Below are 19296 nucleotides of genomic sequence, written 5' to 3'. Positions count from 1 at the left end.
TCCGGCATTCATACCCACTCGGTATAAGACCTATACAGTTCAACGGTGGGCAGAGTTGCCGCATGCTCGGTGGCATATGACCTATCCACCTTTTTAGGGTGCTGGAGCAGCGGCCTCGCCCGATAGAGATGACGGGCTTGAGCACCCCCGCCGGCGGCGTCAGCGCGCGGCCAAGGGAATGGGCGGTGCACCCGCATGTCCGTGGAGTTTCAGATTGCATCCCATGCACAATTTGCCGCTTCAGGACCGCGTTCTCGGCCCCATCCTGCGCCGGACGGCGGAACGCGAGGCGGACCGCCCATATTTGGAGGTGGACGGGGAGGTCTGGTCGTTCGCCGACACCTACCGGATCGTGCGCGCGCTTTCGTGCAGCTTCCGCCGGCTCGGCATCGGCAAGGGCGACCGCATCGCCATGATGCTTCCCAACGGCGCGGAGTTCATCTTCACCTGGTACGCCTGCGTCAATATCGGCGCGGTGATCGTGCCCATCAACACCACCTATACCGGCGCCTTGCTGGACTATCTGCTGACGGATTCCGGCAGCCGCGCCCTCATTCTTTCCGCCGACTATCTGCCGGCACTGGCTGACACCGGCGCGCAGACGCGCGCCGCCCTGGAATGGGTTGGCGTCGTCGGCGCCGGCGTGGCGGACCGCCCGGCGGGCCCGGCGCGCTGGCTCGGATACGAGGAACTGCTCGCCGGCGACGGCGCCGACCCCGAGGTGGCCTGCACCTTCGAGGACACCCAGGCGATCATGTACACCTCCGGAACCACCGGCCCTTCCAAGGGTGTGGTGATGCCGAACGGGCATTTCTTCTCCTCCACATGCACCTTCCTGCGGGCGGTGAACCTTTCGCGGGACGACGTGCTGTTCACGCCCATGCCGCTCTTCCATGGGGTCGCGAGCCGCCTCGGCGCCCTCCCCTGCCTGATGATGGGCGCGAAGGTGGTCATCGCCCGCCAGTTCAGCGCCTCGCGCTATTTCCAGCAGGCGGCTGCGTGTGGCGCAACCATCGGCCAGACCATCTTCACCATGCAGACCATGCTCAAAGCCCAGCCGCCCGGCCCGTTCGATCGCGCGCACCGCATGACACGCATGTTCAATGCCAGCTACGATGCGGGGTTCGAGGAGCGGTTCGGGGTGAAGCTCGTGGAGGCCTACGGCATGACCGAGACCGGCCTTACGCTCTACACCCCCTTCGGCGAGCGCCGGGAGGGAAGCTGCGGGCGGATCCACGAGGATTGGGAGCTGAACATCGTCGACGAGCAGGGTCTGCCTGTGTCTCGCGGTGCCATCGGCGAGATCGCCCTGCGGCCGAAACTGCCCTCCATCATGATGCGCAGTTACATCAACAAGCCCTCGGAGACGCTGCAGACCTTCGCCGATTTGTGGTTCAAGACCGGCGACTATGCCCGCGCGGACGAAGATGGATACGTCTTCTTCACCTCGCGCAAGAAGGAGCGCATCCGGCGGCGCGGCGAGAACATCTCACCTTATGAGATCGAGAGCGTGGTGATCTCCCATCCGGCCGTGAGCGATTGCGCCGCCGTGGCGGTGCCCGCCGCCGAGGGCGAGGACGACGTGCGCATCGTATGCGAGGTGTCGCCGGCCTCTGGCTTGCGCCCGGATGAATTGCTGGATTGGCTCCAGGGCCGGCTGCCCCGCTTCATGACGCCGCGCTACGTGGACTTCGTGGCGGCCCTGCCGCGCACGCCCAACAGCAAGGTCGAGAAGTATCGGCTCATGGCCGACGGGATTGGGCAGACCACCTGGGACCGGGCCACCGGCGGCTATGTCCGCGCGCCCCAGCCCGTTTCCGGTACTGCGTGAGCGGAGACTGGGCGCGGCTGGCGCGCCCAGCCCGTTTCAGCTCGACAGGATCAACGCGCTCTTGTGCCCGGCGCCGCCGCCGCTGTTGACGAAGCTGATTTCGGCGCTTTCCACCTGCGCGGTCGAGTGGCCACGGATCTGGCGCACGCCTTCGTGCACAAGGTTCAGCCCGTGCAGATAGGCTTCCGAAAGCATCCCGCCGGCAGTGTTGGTGGGAAGCGTGCCGCTGGACCAGCGCAGGTTTCCGGCACCGACAAAGGCCCCTCCCTCGCCCTTGCCGACGAAGCCGAAGTCCTCCAGCGCCATGGGCACGAGGCCGCTGAAGGCGTCGTAGATCTGCGCCACGTCCACGTCGGCGGGCGTTATGCCGGCCATACCGAACAGGGCGCGGGCCAGTTCGCGGGAATTGGTGGTGCCGTAGTCGGCCAGCGGCATGTTGTGCGAGCCCACCGGGCCGAGCCCCCAGCCGGCATTGCTGGCCTGCGCGGCGGCAAGGATGCGCACCGGCCTCTGGCGCAGGTCGCGCGCCCGCTCGGCGGTGGTGACGATCAGCGCGCAGGCGCCATCGCTCTCCAGGCAGCAGTCGTAGAGGCGGAATGGCGTCGCGATGTAGCGGGAGGCGAAATACTCCTCCGCCGTCAGCGGCTTGCCGTACTGGATGGCGCGCGGGTTGCGCAGCGCGTGGTCCCGGAAGGCGAGCGGCACCTCGGCGAGCTGCGCCTCCGTCATCCCCTTCTCGTGCATGTAGCGGCGGAAGGTGAGAGCAGTATATTGCGCCGGGGTCAGAAGGCCGAACGGCGTCATGTAGGAGCCGCCCACCGCGCGGGGCCGGTAATGGCCGAAGCGGGCATACTGGCCCTGGCACAGCGAGCGGTAGACCACCACGGCTTTGCAGATGCCCGCATGCACCGCGAGGGCGGCGTTCATCACGGACGCGGAGCACCCGCCGCCTGCCGCGCCCCAGACGAGGTTTGAAAAGCGCATCTGCGGAATGCCCAGCGTCTGCTGGATGCGCACCGGCTCGTGCCGCTCGTCGGCGAACGAGGCGAAGCCGTCGATCTCGGTGACGTCGAGCCCGGCATCCTCGGCCGCCGCCTTGATCGCCTCGCAGCAGACCTGGAACTCGCTGACCTCGGTGATGCTGCCGCGCTTGCCGTAACGGCTCTCGCCGAGGCCGACGATGGCGGTGTCCGAAGGAAAGGCCTCAGTCATGCTGCCCTCCGGAAGCGCGGAAGGACGAAGCCGTCGGCGTGCTCTTCCCACGCAAGCTCCACCCGCAGGCCGATGGCCATCTCCTCGGGCGGCACGTCGATCACGTTCGAGACGATGCGGATGTCCGGCGTCTCGTCCAGCAGGATGACGCTGACATTGTAGGGCACCGTCTCCTTCAGCGAGGCGTGGGCCGAGTAATGGCAGATAGTGAACGAATAGACGCTGCCGGTCCCCGGCACCGCGCGCCAGGACGTGCGCATGGAGCGGCAGACCGGGCAGGCGGGCATGGGCGGATGGCGCAGCGTGCCGCAATCGGCGCATTCCTGGATCCGGAGCTCGCGCGCCTTGCAGAATTCCCAGAACGGCAGGTCGTCAAGGTCCGGCTGGGGCGCGGGCAGAGCGCTCGGTAGGTAAGTCGCCACGGTATGTTCCACGGTTCGTTGCGCACGGCCGACCGCAGGCGGGCCGGGGGCGCCCACGCTAATGCGCCGCCTGGAGGGCCTGAATGGCGATTTGGGGAAAGGAAACTATGCCGGAAGGGTATGGCCGGAGGCCGAGCGGGATCAGGCCACACGCGCGGCCGGGCGGCGCTTTCCGGCCTTCTTCTTGATCATCGCGGGAATGCGGTGGAGCTTGCCGAGCCACACGCCCTCCTCCACGAGCGTCGCCACCTCGCGCGCCAGCAGCGCCACGAACTCCGCCAGCGCGCCGGAATTCTGGTCCACCCTCAAGGCGGCGCCGAGGCTCCACACCGCGCCCGGCGTGACGATGGGCCAGGCGGTGAGCTCCCCGGCGCTCACCTCCTTCTGCACGGCGCTGTAGGCATAGAGGGTCCGGCCCATGCCGGCCTGCACCAACGCCTTGGTGACGGTCAGCCCGTCGATCTCCTGGGCGATCTCCACCTTCAGCTTCTCGCGCGCGGCGAGCCGGTCCACCAGCTGGCGCAGGCTGTTGGTCGGGCTCGGCAGGAACAGGGGGTGGGCCAGTGCCTCGGCAAGGGTGAGCTCGGTGCGCGGCGGGCTGCCCGGCGGCTCCACCAGATAGATGTGCTCTACCAGCATCGGCACGAAGGTCAGGTTCGGCGCCAGACTCGGATTGTGCATGAAGGCGATGTCCACCTGGCCGGTGCTGAGCCAGTCGTGGAGCACGCCGGAAAAGCCTTCCATGATCTTCAGCGTGATGTGCGGGGCCTCGGCCTGGACCGCCTTGAGCAAAGGCGGCACCACGAGGCGGGCGGTCGCTGGCGGCACCCCCAGCGTGATCCGGCTAGTCTTGGCGCCTGCGAAATTGGCCACGTCGCGCTCGATCCGCGCGAGATCGTCGAACAGGTTCGTGGTGCGCTCGAACAGAAGCTGGCCGGCCCCGGTCAGCACCACGCCCCGGCTGTGGCGCTCGAACAGGGGGGCGCCGAGCGTGGTCTCCAGGCGCCGGATCTGCCGGCTGAGGGCCGGCTGCGCGACCCGCAGCTTCAGCGCGGCTTTGGAAAAGCTCCGCGCCTCGGCAACGGTCCTGAAATAGCGCAAGTCACGGACTTCCACGCGTTTCCTCCGGGTGGACGCTTGCGGTCCGTTCCCACCATTCCGGCATGTCCTGCCATACCTTTGGATTATAGAACATATGCTCCCGGGAAAGTCGACCGAGGCCGTCGCGGCTTGCTAATCAAGGGGTCGCATCACGCGCGGAAGAGTGCAGACCGGGCCGCGAGAACCCGGGACATCCGTGGGGGGAGCATCCGGGCAAGAAGTCCGGTGCGTCATAGGGAAGAGCGGGTTGACGTACGATTACATCATCGTCGGGGGCGGGTCCGCCGGGTGCGTCCTCGCGAACCGGCTGTCGGCCAAGCCATCCAATAAGGTGCTGTTGTGCGAAGCCGGCGAGGACACCCCGCCCGGCCGCGTCCCGCCGGAGATTTTAGACAGCTATCCCGGCTTCGCCTACCTCAACCCCCGCTTCCTCTGGACCGACCTGAAGGCGCGCGCGCGGGCCATTCCCCACAACGATTTCTCGTCCCCGCTGCCGCCCGAGGCGCGCTACGAGCAGGCGCGCGTGCTGGGCGGCGGCTCGGCCATCAACGGCCAGCTCGCCAACCGGGGGGCGCCGAACGACTACGATGAATGGGAGGCGCGCGGCGCCGCCGGCTGGAACTGGGACTCGGTCCTGCCCTATTTCCGCAAGCTGGAACGGGACATGGACTTCGACGGCCCGCTTCACGGCAAGGACGGGCCGATCCCCATCAGCCGGATCTTTCCCGAACTGTGGTGTGGCCACGCCAAGGCGGTCGCATCCGCCCTGGATGCTGCGGGCTTCCCTTATCTTGCCGACCAGAACGGGCCGTTCCGGGACGGCTATTTCCCCATCACCATCTCCAACGCCTATGACCGTCGCGTCTCCTCGGCCATCGGCTATCTCGACCCGGCCACGCGCCAGCGCAGCAATCTCCGGCTGCTCACCCGCGCCACCGTCACACGGCTCCTGTTCGAGGGCCAGACCTGCGTCGGCGTGGTCTGCCGCACCGGCGAGCGGGAGGAGGAGTTCCGCGCCCGCGAGGTCATCCTCTCCAGCGGCGCCATTGCCTCGCCGGCGCATCTGCTGCGCTCGGGCGTGGGCCCCGCCGGCCATCTGCGCGAGCAGGGCATCGAGGTGGTCGCCAACGTACCGGGCGTGGGGCAGAGCCTGATGGACCACCCCTCCATCGCGCTGGCCTCGTTCCTGAAGCCCGAGGCGCGCATCGGCACCCTCACTCGCCGGCACATCCTCATGGCGCTGCGCTATTCCTCCGGGCAGGAGGGCGCGCCGGCCGGCGACATGTTCGTGACCTGCGCCAGCAAGTCGGCATGGCATGCGGTGGGCGAACAGCTCGGCACCTTCATCATCTTCGTCAACAAGAGCTATTCGCAATCCGGCGAGGTGAAGCTGAAGTCGGCCGACTGGCGCGAGCCGCCGTCCGTTGCCTTCAATCTCCTCAGCGACCGGCGCGACGTGGAGCGCCTGATGGGCGGCTTCCGCCTCATGGGCACGATCCAGCGCTCGGCGCAGATGGGAGCGGCCGCCAGCGACCCGTTCCCGGCCAGCTACGACAAGCGCGTGCGGCAGGTGGGGATCGTCAACCCCAGGAACCGGGTCCTGATGCAGGCGCTGGCCCGCATGCTCGATGCCAATCCGGCGGTGCGCGGCGCGCTGATCAACAAGTTCATGGCCGGCAATTATCGCTTCGACCGGCTGATGGAGAACGACACCGAGCTGGAGGATTTCATACGGTCTTCGGCGACCGGCACATGGCATGCGAGCTGCTCATGCCGCATGGGCCGCGCCGATGATCCCATGGCGGTGACAGATGCCTCCGGACGCGTGCGCAGCACCCAGGGGCTGCGGGTGGTGGATGCCTCCATCTTCCCGGTGGTGCCCTGCGCCAACACCAACGTGCCGACCATGATGACAGCGGAGAAGATCGCCGACGCGATCGTGGCGGGGCATTGACCGCCGGCAACCAGAACAGGAGACCACAATGGGAGAGAACACCGCATCCGGAACGGCCGCCGTCGTCAGCGGCGCCAACCGGGGCATCGGCCTCGCCATCTCGCGCCGCCTCGCTGCCCAGGGCCACCATGTCATCGGCCTGGCGCGCACCTCGCCCCTTGAGAATTTTCCCGGCGAGTTCGTGAACGTGGATTTTTCCAGCCCCGACAAAACCCGCGACACCCTCGCGGAGATCGCCGGCCGCCACCGGGTGCTCCGGCTGGTGAACAACGCCGCCCGCTTCTTCTACGGCGAAGTGGAGACCGCGAAGTTCGAGCATTTCGAGGAACTGGTCTCAGTGAACCTCGCCGCCACCGTGCTCACCATGCAGGCCTTCGTGCCCCACATGCGCGCCGCCGGCTTCGGCCGGATCGTCAACACGGGCAGCCGCGCGGCTCTCGGGAAGCACGGGCGCCTGCTCTACGGGATGACCAAGGCCGGCATCGTCGGCCTCACCCGCAATGCCGCCCTGGAGCTGGCGCCGCACGGCATCACGGTGAACTGCATCTCCCCGGGGCCGATCGAGACTGAGGGCTTCGTGGCCGGCAATGCGGCGGCCGGGACGGCCCAGCGCGACGCCTTCCTGAAGACAATCCCGGTCGGCCGGGTCGGCCAGCCCGACGAGATCGCCGCCGCCTGCATGTATTTCATGTCCGATGAGGCCGGCTTCACCACCGGCCAGACCCTGAACATCTGCGGCGGCCTCACCATCGGCATCGCGACGCTGTGACCGGAGCCGGCAAGGAGAGATGAGCCATGAGCACGTTCCATGTTGGCGGGATCGAGATTACCCGCGTCGAGGAGATGCTGAGCCCCGGCTCGCCACCCGGCTATCTGTTCGCGGATTTCAAGCCCTCCTTCTATGAGGAGAACCCGGAGCTGGCGACGCCCGCCTTCCTCGACCCGAAGACCCAGCGGCTCATGTCGAGCATGCACACCTGGGTGGTGCGCAACGGGCAGGACGTGATCCTGATCGACACCGGCTGCGGCAATGACAAGCCGCGCCCGCCGGCCTTCCGCCGCTTCGACATGCTGGACATCCCGTTCCTCGACCGCCTCGCCGCGGCGGGCGTCACGCCGGACGACGTGACACTGGTGGTCAACACGCATTTCCATGTCGACCATGTGGGCTGGAACACGCGGCTGGAGGACGGCCGCTGGGTGCCGACCTTCCCCAAGGCGCGCTACCTCTTCCCCAAGGCGGAGTACGACCATTGGATCGCCTCCGATGCGGGCCTGAAGGGCTTCCCCGATTGCGCCTGCCTGCTGGAAGACAGCGTCATGCCGATCTATGACGCCGGGCTCGTGGACCACATCGCCGATGGCGATGAGATATCCGCGGGCCTGACGGTTTCCGCGGCGCCCGGCCACACCGCCGGGCAGGTGGTGCTCACTGCGCGCTCGAACGGCGAGACCGGCATCTTCTCCGCCGACGTGCTGCACCAGATCGTCCAGGTGCCGCGCCCCGAATGGCACTGCCGCTTCGACGAGGACAGCCAGCTCGCCTACCGCACCCGCAAGGCTTTGCTGGAGCGGTGCATCGCCGAGGACGCCCTGGTCTTCCCCGCCCATTTCGGCGCGCCGCACGCAAGCCGCCTCGCGCCGCGCGGGACCGGCTACCGGCTGGTGATCTGACGCGCCCGCCACGCACAGACCCCAGCCTTCTCGAAGGAGCCTTCCATGGGCCAGTCAAGCCTTGCTTCGCGTCACGCCACCCCGTTCGCCGACGGCGGTCCCCGCAAGATGCTGATCGGCGCGGACTGGGTGGAGGCCGTCTCCGGCCGGCGCTTCGAGAGCCGCAATCCGGCAACGGGAGATCTGCTCGCGACGCTTCCCGAGGGCGATGCGGAGGACATCGACCGGGCGGTGCGGGCGGCCCGTGCCGCCCTCGAGGGCCCCTGGGGCCGTTTCAAGCCCGACGAGCGGCAGGCGGTGCTGCTGCGCCTCGCAGACCTGCTTGACCGGCACTTCGACGAACTGGCGCTGCTCGACACGCTGGACATGGGCGGGCCCATCAGCCGCACCCGGCTGGGGCGCAAGCGCATGGTGGGCCTGCTGCGCTTCTATGCCGGCCATGCAACCGCGCTGCACGGCGAGACCATTCCCAATTCCGTGCCGGGGGAGGTCTTCTCCTACACGCTGAGGGAGCCGGTCGGCGTGGTCGGGGCCATCATCCCTTGGAACGCGCCGCTCGGCATGAGCGTGCTCAAGGCAGGGCCGGTGCTCGCCACCGGCTGCACCATGGTGCTGAAGCCGGCGGAGGATGCCTCGCTCTCGCCGCTGCGCTTCGCCGAACTGGTGCTGGAGGCCGGCGTGCCGCCCGGCGTGGTCAATGTGGTGACCGGCTTCGGGCGTACCGTGGGGGCGGCCATCGCCGCCCATCCCGGCATCGACAAGGTGGCGTTCACCGGCTCCCACCTCACCGGGCAGGACATCGTCCGCGCCTCGGCCGGCAACCTCAAGCGCCTGTCCCTGGAGCTTGGCGGCAAGTCGGCGAACATCGTGTTCGCCGATGCCGACCTCGACGCGGCGGTGCCGGGCGCGGCCATGGCGGCCTTCGCCAACACCGGGCAGGTGTGCAGCGCCGGCACGCGCCTGTTCGTGGAGCGGCGCATCTATGACGAATTCGTCGGCCGGGTGGCGGCGTTCGGCCGGGCGCTGCGGGTGGGCGACGGGCTTGATCCCGACACCCAGCTCGGCCCGCTGATTTCGCAGCGCCAGCTCGACCGCGTCACCGGCTACATGGACATCGGGCTGAAGGAGGGCGCGCGGGCGGTCTCGGGCGGCGCGCGCCTCACCGAAGGCGCCCTCGCGCACGGCCATTTCGTGCCGCCGACCGTGTTCGCGGACGTGACCGACGGCATGCGGATCGCCCAGGAGGAGATTTTTGGCCCAGTGGTCTCCGCCATTGCCTTCGACGACGCGGACGATCTGGCGCGGCGCGCGAATGCCAGCATGTTCGGCCTCGGCGCGGGGGTCTGGACGCGCGACGTGCGCAAGGCCCACCGCCTCGCCCCGGCCCTGCGCGCGGGCTCGGTCTGGATCAATTGCTACCAGCTGATGGACCCGGCGGTGTCGTTCGGCGGCTACAAGATGAGCGGCTACGGCCGCGAATCCGGCGCCGCTCACCTTCACGAATATCTCAACACCAAATCGGTCTGGATCAATGCGACCTGATCTGACCGCGAGCGTGATCCGCATGCTCGGACTGGAAGCGGTATGCGCTGAGGTTGGGCTCAGCCGGCGCATTATTGGTCCGCAGACTGCCGGCTTCCGGCGTCCTCGATCCGCGTGCCCTCACGAATGGCCGCAATCCCGAAACGCTGGCGGTACTCGCGCGGGCCGAGCCCGGTCACTTTGACGAAAACCTTCCGAAACGAGCCCGGGTCCTCGTAGCCCACATCCCACGCGACCTGCTCGACCGGGCGCGTGGTGGTCTCCAGCATCTCGCGCGCCTTACCGACTCGTAGGTGCTGGCAATACTCGGTCGGCTTCAGCCCCGTCGCCTTCTGAAAGCGGCGCAGGAAAGTCCGCGGCTCAAGCCCGGCTTTATCCGCCATCGCGGCAAGCGTCGCATCGCGGGCGCCGCTCGCCTGCAGCCAGTGCTGGACCTTCAGGACCGCCTCGTCGCCATGGCGCAGCTTGGGCGAGAACACGCTGTAGTGTCGCTGCTCGCGGCCCGGCGGGTCGACCAAGAGAAAGCGCGCGGTTTCGAGCATCGCGGTCGGTCCCAGCAGCCGGTCCACGAGCTTGAGCCCCAGGTCCGTCCAGGCCATGAGGCCGCCCGCCGTGATGAGGTCGCCATCGTCGATGACGAGCTTGTCGATGTCTACGCGGGCCTTCGGAAACCGTTCCGCGAAGTCATTGGCGTAGAACCAGTGGGTGGTGGCGGGGCGACCTTCCAGCAGGCCGGTCTCGCCGAGCAGGAATGCGCCCGCGCAGACCGAGGCGAGCGTTGCGCCGCGCGCGTGGCGCTCTTTCAGCCAGATCGCCAGAGGGGCCGCCTCGTCCGACGTGATCGGAGCGATGACGGCCGGCGGCATGATGACGAAATCCGGCTCTCCCGCAGCGCCCGGATCGCTGTCGAAGACGCGTTCGGCGCCCTGGCCGTTCTCACGGCCGCGCCAGTGGCTGACGCGGAGGCGCGGCGCCTCCTCGCCGAGACGGCGCTTCACCATCAGGTTGGCGACCGAGAACAGATCCGTCAGTCCATGGGCCGCGCCGAGCTGCGCGCCGGGATAGAGCAGGACGGCGATCTCCGCCAAGGGCTTAGGTTTCGTCATTTGTCACTTATGGCCTGAAATCTGTCCATCGCGCCAATCCGAAAGCGGACCGCAGGCCATTACTGTCTCCCCATCGAATGAGCCGCCGGGGATGACACCCCGGCCACACCCAGGAGCCTCGCATCATGAGCACGATCACCACCACGGACGGCGCTGAAATCTTCTTCAAGGACTGGGGTCCTAGGGATGCCCAGCCGATCATGTTCCATCACGGCTGGCCCCTGTCGTCCGACGACTGGGACGCGCAGATGCTCTTCTTCCTCTCCAAGGGCTATCGCGTCGTCGCCCATGACCGGCGCGGTCACGGCCGCTCAAGCCAGGTCTGGGACGGCCACGACATGGACCACTATGCGGCCGACGCCGCGGCGGTCGTCCAGCATCTCGATCTCCGGAACGCCGTCCATATCGGCCATTCCACCGGCGGCGGCGAGGTCGCCCGCTATGTCGCCAAGCATGGCCAGCCGCAGGGCCGGGTGGCCAAGGCGGTGCTGGTCAGCGCCGTGCCGCCGCTGATGGTCAAGACGAAAGACAATCCCGGCGGCCTGCCGATCGAGGTGTTCGACGGCTTCCGCAAAGCGCTCGCCGACAACCGGGCCCAGTTCTTCCTCGATGTGCCGACAGGGCCCTTCTACGGTTTCAACCGCGCGGGCGCGAAGGTCGACCAGGGCGTGATCAACAACTGGTGGCGGCAGGGCATGATGGGCTCCGCCAAGGCGCATTACGACGGCATCAAGGCGTTCTCGGAGACCGACCAGACCGAGGACCTGAAGGCGATCACCGTCCCGACCCTCGTGCTGCACGGGGAGGACGACCAGATCGTCCCGATCGACGACAGCGCCAGGCTCTCCGCCCCGCTGCTGAAGAACGGCACGCTGAAGACCTATCCCGGCTACGGCCACGGATTGCTGACGGTCAATGCCGACGTCCTCAACGCCGACCTGCTCGCCTTTGTTCAGAGCTGAGCCACAGCACGGCGGGCGCACCGGAGACGGTGCGCCCATCGCCTCGATAAATTTTCCTTCGCCCATAGCGCGTGTTCCGTGAGTGGTAGCGGCACATGCACATGGAGTAGCGCCAACAGCCAAACCGTGAGGGCCCGCCCTGTCCCGGGGACAGGACGAAGGAGCCGTCTCAGTCTCCTGAACGTGCGGACAAAGCGGCCGTTACGACACTGACCTCGGGCCACTGCTCCAGCATTGACAGCTTAAGCCAAGCGGAGGCGGATAATTCCTCCCCGAGCACGTTGTCGGTGAAGAGATGAAACTTGCGTTCGAGGTCGGCATCGGTGAGGCGTGTTGCTTCGGTGTCGGGGTCCCCTGGCGCGTAATTCGCGGATCGTGTGAAGCTTTGGCCTCGTGCGAAGATGGTGACCATGGTCGGGACGCGCGGGTAACGACGGGTCCGGAGCAGGTCTTCGGCCATGGTCTTCTGGATCTCGGGATCGGTCGATACTGAAACCCTCCCCGCAAATGCCCGCAAACGCGGGTCCGAGAGCTGCGCGGGCTGGCACCATTGGGGTCCGAGTTCGTGACCGTAAGCGCTGGCCGCGATCGCGAACGGCAGGCTAAACTGCGCCTCAACCGGGTTCTTCGGCGCCAGATTTCCAGACAGGAATGCCGAAGCCACCCGGGCGAAGCTCTTGATCTCGATCTTCTCGATCTCGTTCGGCCCGAGGTCATTCTCGCTTTGCAGAGCGCGAAACAGGCTGATGGCGTGGTGCGTGAGCCGGTTGGTGGCATAGGGCTTTATGGCGGCGCGGGAAATCCACCAATTCTCCCCCAGCCCGCCGCACAGGACATTCCAGTCGCAATCCGGCGAGCCCACCAGCCGCCAGAAGCCGGCATCGCCATCGAGCATGGCCGGCTCGCCCGTGAACCCGAGCGCGGAGAGCCGCGCCGCCGTCACGCCCGAGAACCCCATGAAGGCGTGGGGCGAGTTCTTCATCATGTGAAGCTCGCCGCTATGATCCCATTTGAGGTGGCTGGAAATGGGAGAGGTCCAGCCGGCGATGCCCAGCGCGGTCGCGAACTGGGCCGGAGCGAGCCCAAGCGCCTTGGAGGCCGCTGCCGCAGCCGCGAAGACCGCCCAGCCAAGCCCCGTGGTAGGGAAGCGCTCGATGTCGCCCTTCTCGTTCACGCGTGCGATGGTGAGGGACACACAGACCCGGGCGCCGATCTCGTAGCCCACCGCAACCGCGGTGATCAGCTCCTTGCCGCTGAGCCCAAGCGCCTCCGCCAGCGCGAGTGCCGAAGGAACCGTGCAGCAGGCATGGTGGCTCGAGTTGAACAGGGTCTCATCTGCATCGAGCGCATTGGCGAGGGCGGAATTGGCAAAGGCGGCGGCAGCGGCCGACACTTTGCGGCCGGAGCCAAGCACAGTGGCCTCCTTCGGCCCCCCGCCGATCTGCGATGCAGCCTCGCCGACCATCCGGCCGGCATCGAGCAGGGTTCCGCCGACCGCACAAGCGAGCGTGTCGGCAATGATCCGCTTCGTATCCTCGACCACCCGCACCGGCAGGTCCTCGTATCGGACCCCGGCCGCGAACGTGGACAAGGCGGCGGTCGCTCCCATCTGCGCGTCCATGGTTCAGGACTTTCGGGTGCGAGCGACCACCTCGGCGAGCTTGGCCCGGTATTCGGGCGTATCCCGGAGCACCGCCATGTGGGAGGAGACCATGTCGAGGTGGGTGACGAGCGGCAGGTTCACGCTCTGATAGAAGATGCGCTTGCTCATGCGGATCGCCGGCTGCGACTGGGCGGCGATGCGGCGCGCCAGTTCGTATGTTGCGGGAAGCAGCTGGTCGTCCGGCACCACGCGGGTGACGAGGCCAAGCTCCAGCGCCTCCTGGGCACCCACCGCACGACCGGTCCAGAGCAATTCCAGCGCGCGGTCCGGCCCGATGAGGCGCGCGAGATACCACGCCCCCCCGTCGCCCGCGGCGAGCCCCAGATTGATGTAGCTTTCCGCAACGGTCGCGCTTTCCGTGCAGACGCGGATGTCGCACATGAGGGCCATGTCGAGCCCAGCGCCGCGAGCCGCGCCGTTGATGGCCGCGATCACGGGCTTGTCCAGCCGCTCCATGGTGAGCGCGATGGTGTGAACGAGGCGGAACAGATAGTCCTTGCGGTCGAGCGCGTTCTCCGGACTTTCTGCACGCTTCTGCATGTTTCCGGCATCCCCGCCAGCACAGAAGGCGCGACCGGCGCCGGTGAGGACGATGACCTTCACGGCCTCGTCGTCCATGCTGCGCAGCAGAGCCTCGTTCCAGCGCTCCAGCATCGTCCGGTCGAAGGCGTTCAGTTTTTCCGGGCGGTTGAGAAGCAGCGTCGCGACGCCATCCCCATCGACGTCGAAACGTATGGTATCTGTTTCCATGATTGTCATGCACCCGAGTGATTGATCTGCCTATTCGGCAGCATCTGATTTCAGCTGGTGGATGGGCTCGCCCTGCTTCGGCGCGGGCCAGCGCGGCTTCGGGCGTTCACCGTCGAAGCGCAGCGGCAGGCCGATCAGCTTGAGCTCATCGCCGGGGCAGTCCTGGAGCATCTCGGACGCCGCGGTCTGCTCGCTCTCAGCGGCCTCCGCCAGATTCTGGACCGGGATGGCGGCGACGCCGGCGGCGCCCAGAATCTCGCACCATTCGGCACGGGTCCTGGTGGGGAATATGTCGCCAAGGATCGCCAGCAGCGCGGTCTCATTGGCCCGGCGGTCCGCATTGGTGACGAACCGCGGATCATCGGCAAGCTCCGCGCGCCCGACCGCCCCGCAGAGGGAGCGGAACTGCACATCGGTGCCGACCGTGATCACCAGCAGGCCGTCCGCCGTGTGGAAGCCGCCGTTCGGCACCACGCTGATGCCCTTGAGCCCGGTGCGGGACGGAACTTTGCCAGTGGCCTGATATTGCGCCATGGCCATGGCGGTCCAGCCGAGGGACGTGTCGTAGAGCGAGGTGCCGACGACCCGCCCCTCGCCGCTCCGCTGGCGTTCGTGGAGGGCGGCCAGGCAGCCGATGACCGTCCACATGCCCGTGCCCATGTCGGCGATGGGCGCACCGATACGCACCGGATCTCGGTCGGCCTCGCCGGTAAGGCTGATGAGGCCGGAGATCGCCTGCATCAGCGCCTCATAGCCCGGCTGCATGCGCATCGGTCCCTTTTCACCGAATGCGCCGATATTGGCGTAGATCAGGCCCGGTGCACGGGCACGCAGCGTCTGCGCATCGAGCCCATAGCGCTCCACCAGCCCGGCACGCAGGTTCTGCAGGACAATGTCTGCCCGCTCGGCGATGAAGTCGGAGAGCATCGCGATCTGCGCGGGATCCTTGAGGTCCACCGTGATGCTGCGCTTGCCGCGATTGAAGGCGTGAAAGGGGGTGGCGTCGTCGCGCCAGAAAGGAGGGCCCCATTTGCGGGCGGAATCCCCGCCGCCGGGGGCCTCGATCTTGATCACATCGGCACCAAGATCAGCAAAGATGCGCGCGGCGAAGGGGGCAGCGACGCTCGAGCTGATCTCGACGACGGTGATGCCCTCCAGCAAGCGGTGATCGGACATGCGCGTAAATCCTGGGCTGTCGAATGGGGCGAAACGTATCTCAGGCGGCCTGCGCGCTGGCGCGGCGCCGATAAAGGGCCTTGGTGGTGAGCTGTTGGGCGATCGTGCCGTCCTGCTTCACGCAGACGCGCTCGAAGGTGACGACGCCGCGGTCCGGCTTGCTCGCCTCCTTCTTGTCGAGCACGGTGGACACCACGTGGATGGTGTCGCCATGAACGACGGGGCTGAGCATCCGCCATCTCTCCACTTCGAGCAGCGCCAGCAGCGTCCCGTCATTCACGCCCGTGGCGTATTGCAGCCCGGCCATGATGGCGTAGACGAGCGGCCCATGGGCCAGAGGCTGACCCCACTGCGTCGTCTTGCAATATTCGTGGTTGGTGTGCACGTCGTTGAAATCGCCCGACAGGCACGCGAAATTCACGATGTCCGTCGAAGTTACGGTGCGTGCAGAGGTGATGATCTTCTGCCCGATTTCGAAATCATCGAAGTAAAGTCCGCGGCTCTGATGTTCCATGATGACCTCTTTTCTTGATCAGCCAGCAGATGAGCCAAGAATGATGGTGCAGTGGGAGGACATCACGCCCCCCTGGTTATGCACCAGCGCGACCTCGGCACCCTCGACCTGCCGTTGGCCCTGGCCGCCACGAAGCTGGCGCACCGCCTCGACAATGCCGAACAGGCCGCCGGCTGCCCCCGCATGGGCATGCGACATCATTCCGCCATGCGTGTTCACGGGCAGCGATCCGCCGAGTGCGGCATGGCCTTCCGCATAGAAGGCGCCGCCCTCTCCCGGCTTGCAGAAACCGAGTTCCTCCAGGCCGATGATCGGCACGATGCTGAAGCAGTCATAGAGCTCGGCAACGTCGATATCCTGCGGGCCGAGCCCGGCCATGCGGTAGGCGGCCTCCCCGGCTTTAGCCGCACCGAAAGACGTAAGGCTCGGCGCGCACATGATGTGCTCGTGCGTGTGGAACTCGCCGGCGCCCAGCAGATAGACCGGAGGGGCGTTCAAATCCTGCGCCCGTTCGGCGGAGGTGACGATGAACGCGCCGCCGGCATCGGAGATGAGGCAGCAGTCGAGCATGTTGAAGGGATCGGCGATGGGCTTGGAGGCGAGCACATCGGCCACCTCGATGGGCGTGCGCATGTGCGCGTTGGGATGCATTGCAGCGTGGCGCCGACTGGTCACGGCCACCGATGCCAGTTGCTCGCGCGTGGTGCCGTATTCATGCATGTGGCGCTGCGCGATCAGCGCATAGAAGCCAGGGACCGAGGGCGCATAGGGCCGCTCGAAATAGGGGTGGCCGATGGCGGTCAGGGTTGCGAGCGTGTTGTCGCGGGACTGGCCTGTCGCCCGGTTCTCCCCCGCGCAGACCAGGACCACGCTCGCCTGCCCGGTCGCGATGGCCTCTGCTGCGTGTTTCAGCATAGCTGCTGGAGAGGCGCCGCCAACCACCATGGACGCGTTGTAGCGCGGCGTCAGGCCGAGATATTCGCACAGCACCGTCCCCAGCATGAAATAGGGCTCGGTGAAGGAGTGGGCGGTCAGCAAGCCATCGATATCGGACGGTTTCAGGCCCGCTTCCTCGATGGCCCGCTTGGCAGCCTGGGCATTGAGGCCGAGGCCGGTCATGTTCGGCGTCTTGCCGATATCGGATTCCCCCACGCCGACGATGGCGGCGCAGCCCCGCAACTGCGCACTCATGCGGGCTCTCCCTGGCGCACGATCAGCGCGTCCACGGCAACTCCCCCGCTCGGCGAGAGGATCACCGGGTTCACGTCGATCTCGGCGATCTCATCCTTCAGGTCGGCGGCGAGCTCGGACACCCGCGCCACCATCTCGGCAAAGCCGGAAACGTCGTGCCTGGGCTGCCCCCGGAAGCCGTCGAGCAGCTTGTAGCCCCTGAGCGAGCGGATCATGTCCAGCGCCTGGTCCTTGGTGACGGGCGCGAGCGCGGACGCGACGTCCCGGGTCACCTCGACGGCCACCCCGCCGAAGCCGCACACAACGAGCGGCCCGAACTGGGCATCGAGCTTCGTCCCGATCATCAATTCGGCACCGGCGCCCACCATCTGCTGCACCGATACGCCCGAAATGCGGGGCGGTCCCGGCAGCTTCCCGGCCGCCGCCATGATCTCCCGGTAAGCGCTGCGCACCCGCGTCTCGTCGCTGAGCCTGAGGCGGACGACGCCTGCTTCCGTCTTGTGGGGAATGTCGGAGGAATCCACCTTGAGGACCACCGGATAGCCGATCTCGCCCGCGGCGCGGGCGGCTTCGTCCTCGGTCTGCACCAGCCGCTCGCGGGTGGTCATCACGCCATAATGGCCGAGCACATGCTTGGACTCCGCCTCGCTCAGCACGCTGCTGCCGTTGTGCGCGCGCAGGCGCTCCCGAACCATGTCGCCGGCCTCGGGCGCAACCCGATCGGAGGACGACTGAAGCAGCGCGTCGCGCCGTGCATAGTGGTCGAACCAGAGCCTCACCGCCTTGAAGCAGCGTCCCATGGACCGGAACATGGCGAGGTTGCGGGAGGCGTCGTAGACCTCGCTGCCCGGCCCTTCCAGCCATTCATTGAGCCACACAATGCAGAGCGGCTTCGGCAAGGTGGCGGCGAGATCGCTGACGTATTTCGCGCGCTCGACCGTCGCGGGCCTGTGCGCCGAGAGCATCGGCACCACCACGGCGGCGAAGGAGGGATCGTCGGCAAAAGCGCGGATGCACTCCCCGAACATATCGGGGTTCTTGAGCGATTCCGCCGTGATGTCCGAAGGGTTGGCGTTGGAGCCGAAGTCCGGGATCACCTTGGCGAGCCGGGCGCTGGTCTCAGGTGACGGCAATGGCAGGTCGACGCCGTGCTCCTCCGCCTTGTCCGCCGCCATGACGGCCGCGCCTCCCGAGTTCGCCATCACGCCCACACCTCCGGACAAGGGGCGCCCGGCGGTGGCGAACCAGTTGGCGGTCTCGAGCAACTCCTCCCAATTGTCGATGATCACCGCGCCGGTGCGCTCGAACGCGGCGCGATAGGCTGCCGGCCCGCCCGCCAGCGTCCCGGTGTGCGACATGGCGGTGCGCTGGCTGATTTCGCCGTTTCCCAGCTTGTAGATGAGCAGCGGCTTGTCGGCGGCCAGAGCGCGCCGCGACGCCTCGACCAAACGGTCGCCGTCGCGCACGCCTTCGAGCATGCAGGCGATGACCTTGGTCTCGTGATCCTCGACGAGGTAGTTCACGAGATCGCTGACATCGATGTCGCAGGAATTTCCGGCAGACAGGTAGCGCGAGAAGCCGACGCCGCGCTCCATGGCCTGCACCACCACGTAGCCAAGCCCGCCGCTCTGCGAGACGAGGCCGATAGGCCCCTGGATCAGCGGCATCTCGCGGAACTTCGGCATGAAGGTCATGCCGGCCTTCAGCACGCAATTGACGATACCGAGGCAGTTGGGACCGAGAATGCGCATGCCGGTCTCGTGAGCGATCCGGGAGAGGCGATACTGGGCCTCGATGCGCTCCGGCTGAGCGACCTCTGCATAACCGGCGGAGTAGAGGATGACGCCACCGGCGCCGATCGCCGCTGCCCGCTCCACCTGTGCCTCGACATGCTCACGCGCCACCGTGACGATCACGCAGTCGGGCGCTTCGGGCAGCGCTTCGAGTGAGGGGTAGCAGGGCAGCCCCAGCACCTCCTCGTAGCGTGGATTGACCGGATATATCCTGCCTTCGTAACCGACCTGGATGTTCTCGACCGCCAACCGGCCAAAGGAACCGGGCGTATTGGACGCGCCAACCACCGCGATGGAGCGGGGATCGACGAGCCGGCCAAGCTCGCGGTGGCCGAGCAGCTCGCGTTTGGCCGAATAATATCCGTGGCCTGAAAACTCTGTCATTCCAACACCATGAATGTGGGC

At 67.1% G+C, this 19296-nt stretch carries 16 protein-coding genes; 6 read left to right on the top strand and 10 right to left on the bottom strand.

Features of this window, described 5'->3' with window-relative positions:
* Positions 1 to 223: 223 nt before the first annotated feature.
* On the top strand, positions 224 to 1831 hold the full coding sequence (locus ABLE91_RS18390) for an AMP-binding protein (RefSeq protein WP_348933117.1): 1608 nt from the start codon (positions 224 to 226) through the stop codon (positions 1829 to 1831).
* 36 nt (positions 1832 to 1867) lie between these two features.
* Here the strand turns inward: ABLE91_RS18390 and ABLE91_RS18385 are convergent, their stop codons facing one another.
* The 3 genes from ABLE91_RS18385 to ABLE91_RS18375 form a co-directional block, all read right to left on the bottom strand.
* Complete coding sequence (locus tag ABLE91_RS18385; protein ID WP_348933115.1) at positions 1868 to 3043, bottom strand: thiolase C-terminal domain-containing protein; 1176 nt, start codon at positions 3041 to 3043, stop codon at positions 1868 to 1870.
* Positions 3040 to 3465 (bottom strand): Zn-ribbon domain-containing OB-fold protein, encoded by a 426-nt coding sequence (locus tag ABLE91_RS18380; RefSeq protein WP_348933113.1) that lies wholly within the window; start codon positions 3463 to 3465, stop codon positions 3040 to 3042. The genes ABLE91_RS18385 and ABLE91_RS18380 overlap by 4 nt, the downstream gene beginning before the upstream one ends.
* Before the next feature lie 141 nt (positions 3466 to 3606).
* A complete protein-coding gene (locus tag ABLE91_RS18375) occupies positions 3607 to 4581 on the bottom strand; it encodes a LysR family transcriptional regulator (protein WP_348933111.1) in 975 nt (324 codons plus the stop codon).
* A 232-nt stretch (positions 4582 to 4813) separates the two neighbouring features.
* Here ABLE91_RS18375 and ABLE91_RS18370 point away from each other — a divergent pair, with 232 nt between their 5' ends.
* From ABLE91_RS18370 to ABLE91_RS18355, 4 genes are read left to right on the top strand one after another with little or no spacing between them, the layout of a single operon-like run.
* Entirely contained in the window at positions 4814 to 6520 is a 1707-nt protein-coding gene (locus tag ABLE91_RS18370) for a GMC family oxidoreductase (RefSeq protein WP_348933108.1), read from the top strand.
* 28 nt (positions 6521 to 6548) lie between these two features.
* Complete coding sequence (locus ABLE91_RS18365) at positions 6549 to 7289, top strand: SDR family NAD(P)-dependent oxidoreductase (protein WP_348933106.1); 741 nt, start codon at positions 6549 to 6551, stop codon at positions 7287 to 7289.
* Positions 7290 to 7315: 26 nt separating this feature from the next.
* Positions 7316 to 8194, top strand: coding sequence for an MBL fold metallo-hydrolase (locus ABLE91_RS18360; protein WP_348933104.1), 879 nt, complete (start codon positions 7316 to 7318; stop codon positions 8192 to 8194).
* 45 nt (positions 8195 to 8239) lie between these two features.
* A complete protein-coding gene (locus ABLE91_RS18355) occupies positions 8240 to 9736 on the top strand; it encodes an aldehyde dehydrogenase family protein (protein WP_348933101.1) in 1497 nt (498 codons plus the stop codon).
* Between the two features lie 71 nt (positions 9737 to 9807).
* Here ABLE91_RS18355 and ABLE91_RS18350 read toward each other — a convergent pair whose 3' ends face one another.
* A complete protein-coding gene (locus ABLE91_RS18350; RefSeq protein WP_348933099.1) occupies positions 9808 to 10842 on the bottom strand; it encodes a GlxA family transcriptional regulator in 1035 nt (344 codons plus the stop codon).
* 125 nt (positions 10843 to 10967) lie between these two features.
* Here ABLE91_RS18350 and ABLE91_RS18345 point away from each other — a divergent pair, with 125 nt between their 5' ends.
* Entirely contained in the window at positions 10968 to 11804 is an 837-nt protein-coding gene (locus ABLE91_RS18345; protein WP_348933097.1) for an alpha/beta fold hydrolase, read from the top strand.
* A gap of 169 nt (positions 11805 to 11973) precedes the next feature.
* On the opposite strand, the gene ABLE91_RS18340 is transcribed toward ABLE91_RS18345, so the two are convergent.
* Genes ABLE91_RS18340 through ABLE91_RS18315 form a run of 6 tightly spaced genes read right to left on the bottom strand, consistent with a single transcriptional unit; the run spans position 11974 to position 19275 of the window.
* Positions 11974 to 13425, bottom strand: a complete 1452-nt coding sequence (locus ABLE91_RS18340; protein ID WP_348933095.1) for an MmgE/PrpD family protein — start codon at positions 13423 to 13425, stop codon at positions 11974 to 11976.
* A gap of 3 nt (positions 13426 to 13428) precedes the next feature.
* Entirely contained in the window at positions 13429 to 14217 is a 789-nt protein-coding gene (locus ABLE91_RS18335; protein WP_348933093.1) for an enoyl-CoA hydratase/isomerase family protein, read from the bottom strand.
* Between the two features lie 30 nt (positions 14218 to 14247).
* On the bottom strand, positions 14248 to 15393 hold the full coding sequence (locus tag ABLE91_RS18330) for a CaiB/BaiF CoA transferase family protein (RefSeq protein ID WP_348933090.1): 1146 nt from the start codon (positions 15391 to 15393) through the stop codon (positions 14248 to 14250).
* 40 nt (positions 15394 to 15433) lie between these two features.
* A complete protein-coding gene (locus ABLE91_RS18325) occupies positions 15434 to 15907 on the bottom strand; it encodes a MaoC/PaaZ C-terminal domain-containing protein (RefSeq protein ID WP_348933087.1) in 474 nt (157 codons plus the stop codon).
* 18 nt (positions 15908 to 15925) lie between these two features.
* Positions 15926 to 17098 (bottom strand): acetyl-CoA acetyltransferase, encoded by a 1173-nt coding sequence (locus ABLE91_RS18320; RefSeq protein WP_348933085.1) that lies wholly within the window; start codon positions 17096 to 17098, stop codon positions 15926 to 15928.
* The gene (locus ABLE91_RS18315; protein WP_348933083.1) at positions 17095 to 19275 is read right to left on the bottom strand and encodes an acetate--CoA ligase family protein; all 2181 of its coding nucleotides are present in this window, start codon (positions 19273 to 19275) and stop codon (positions 17095 to 17097) included. The genes ABLE91_RS18320 and ABLE91_RS18315 overlap by 4 nt, the downstream gene beginning before the upstream one ends.
* Positions 19276 to 19296: the final 21 nt, after the last annotated feature.

Origin of the sequence: Aquabacter albus (assembly GCF_040049275.1) — a bacterium.
Taxonomy (GTDB): Bacteria; Pseudomonadota; Alphaproteobacteria; order Rhizobiales; family Xanthobacteraceae; genus Aquabacter.
Note: the sequence above shows the minus strand (reverse complement) of the source record. Positions and strands in the feature narration are given on the sequence as shown.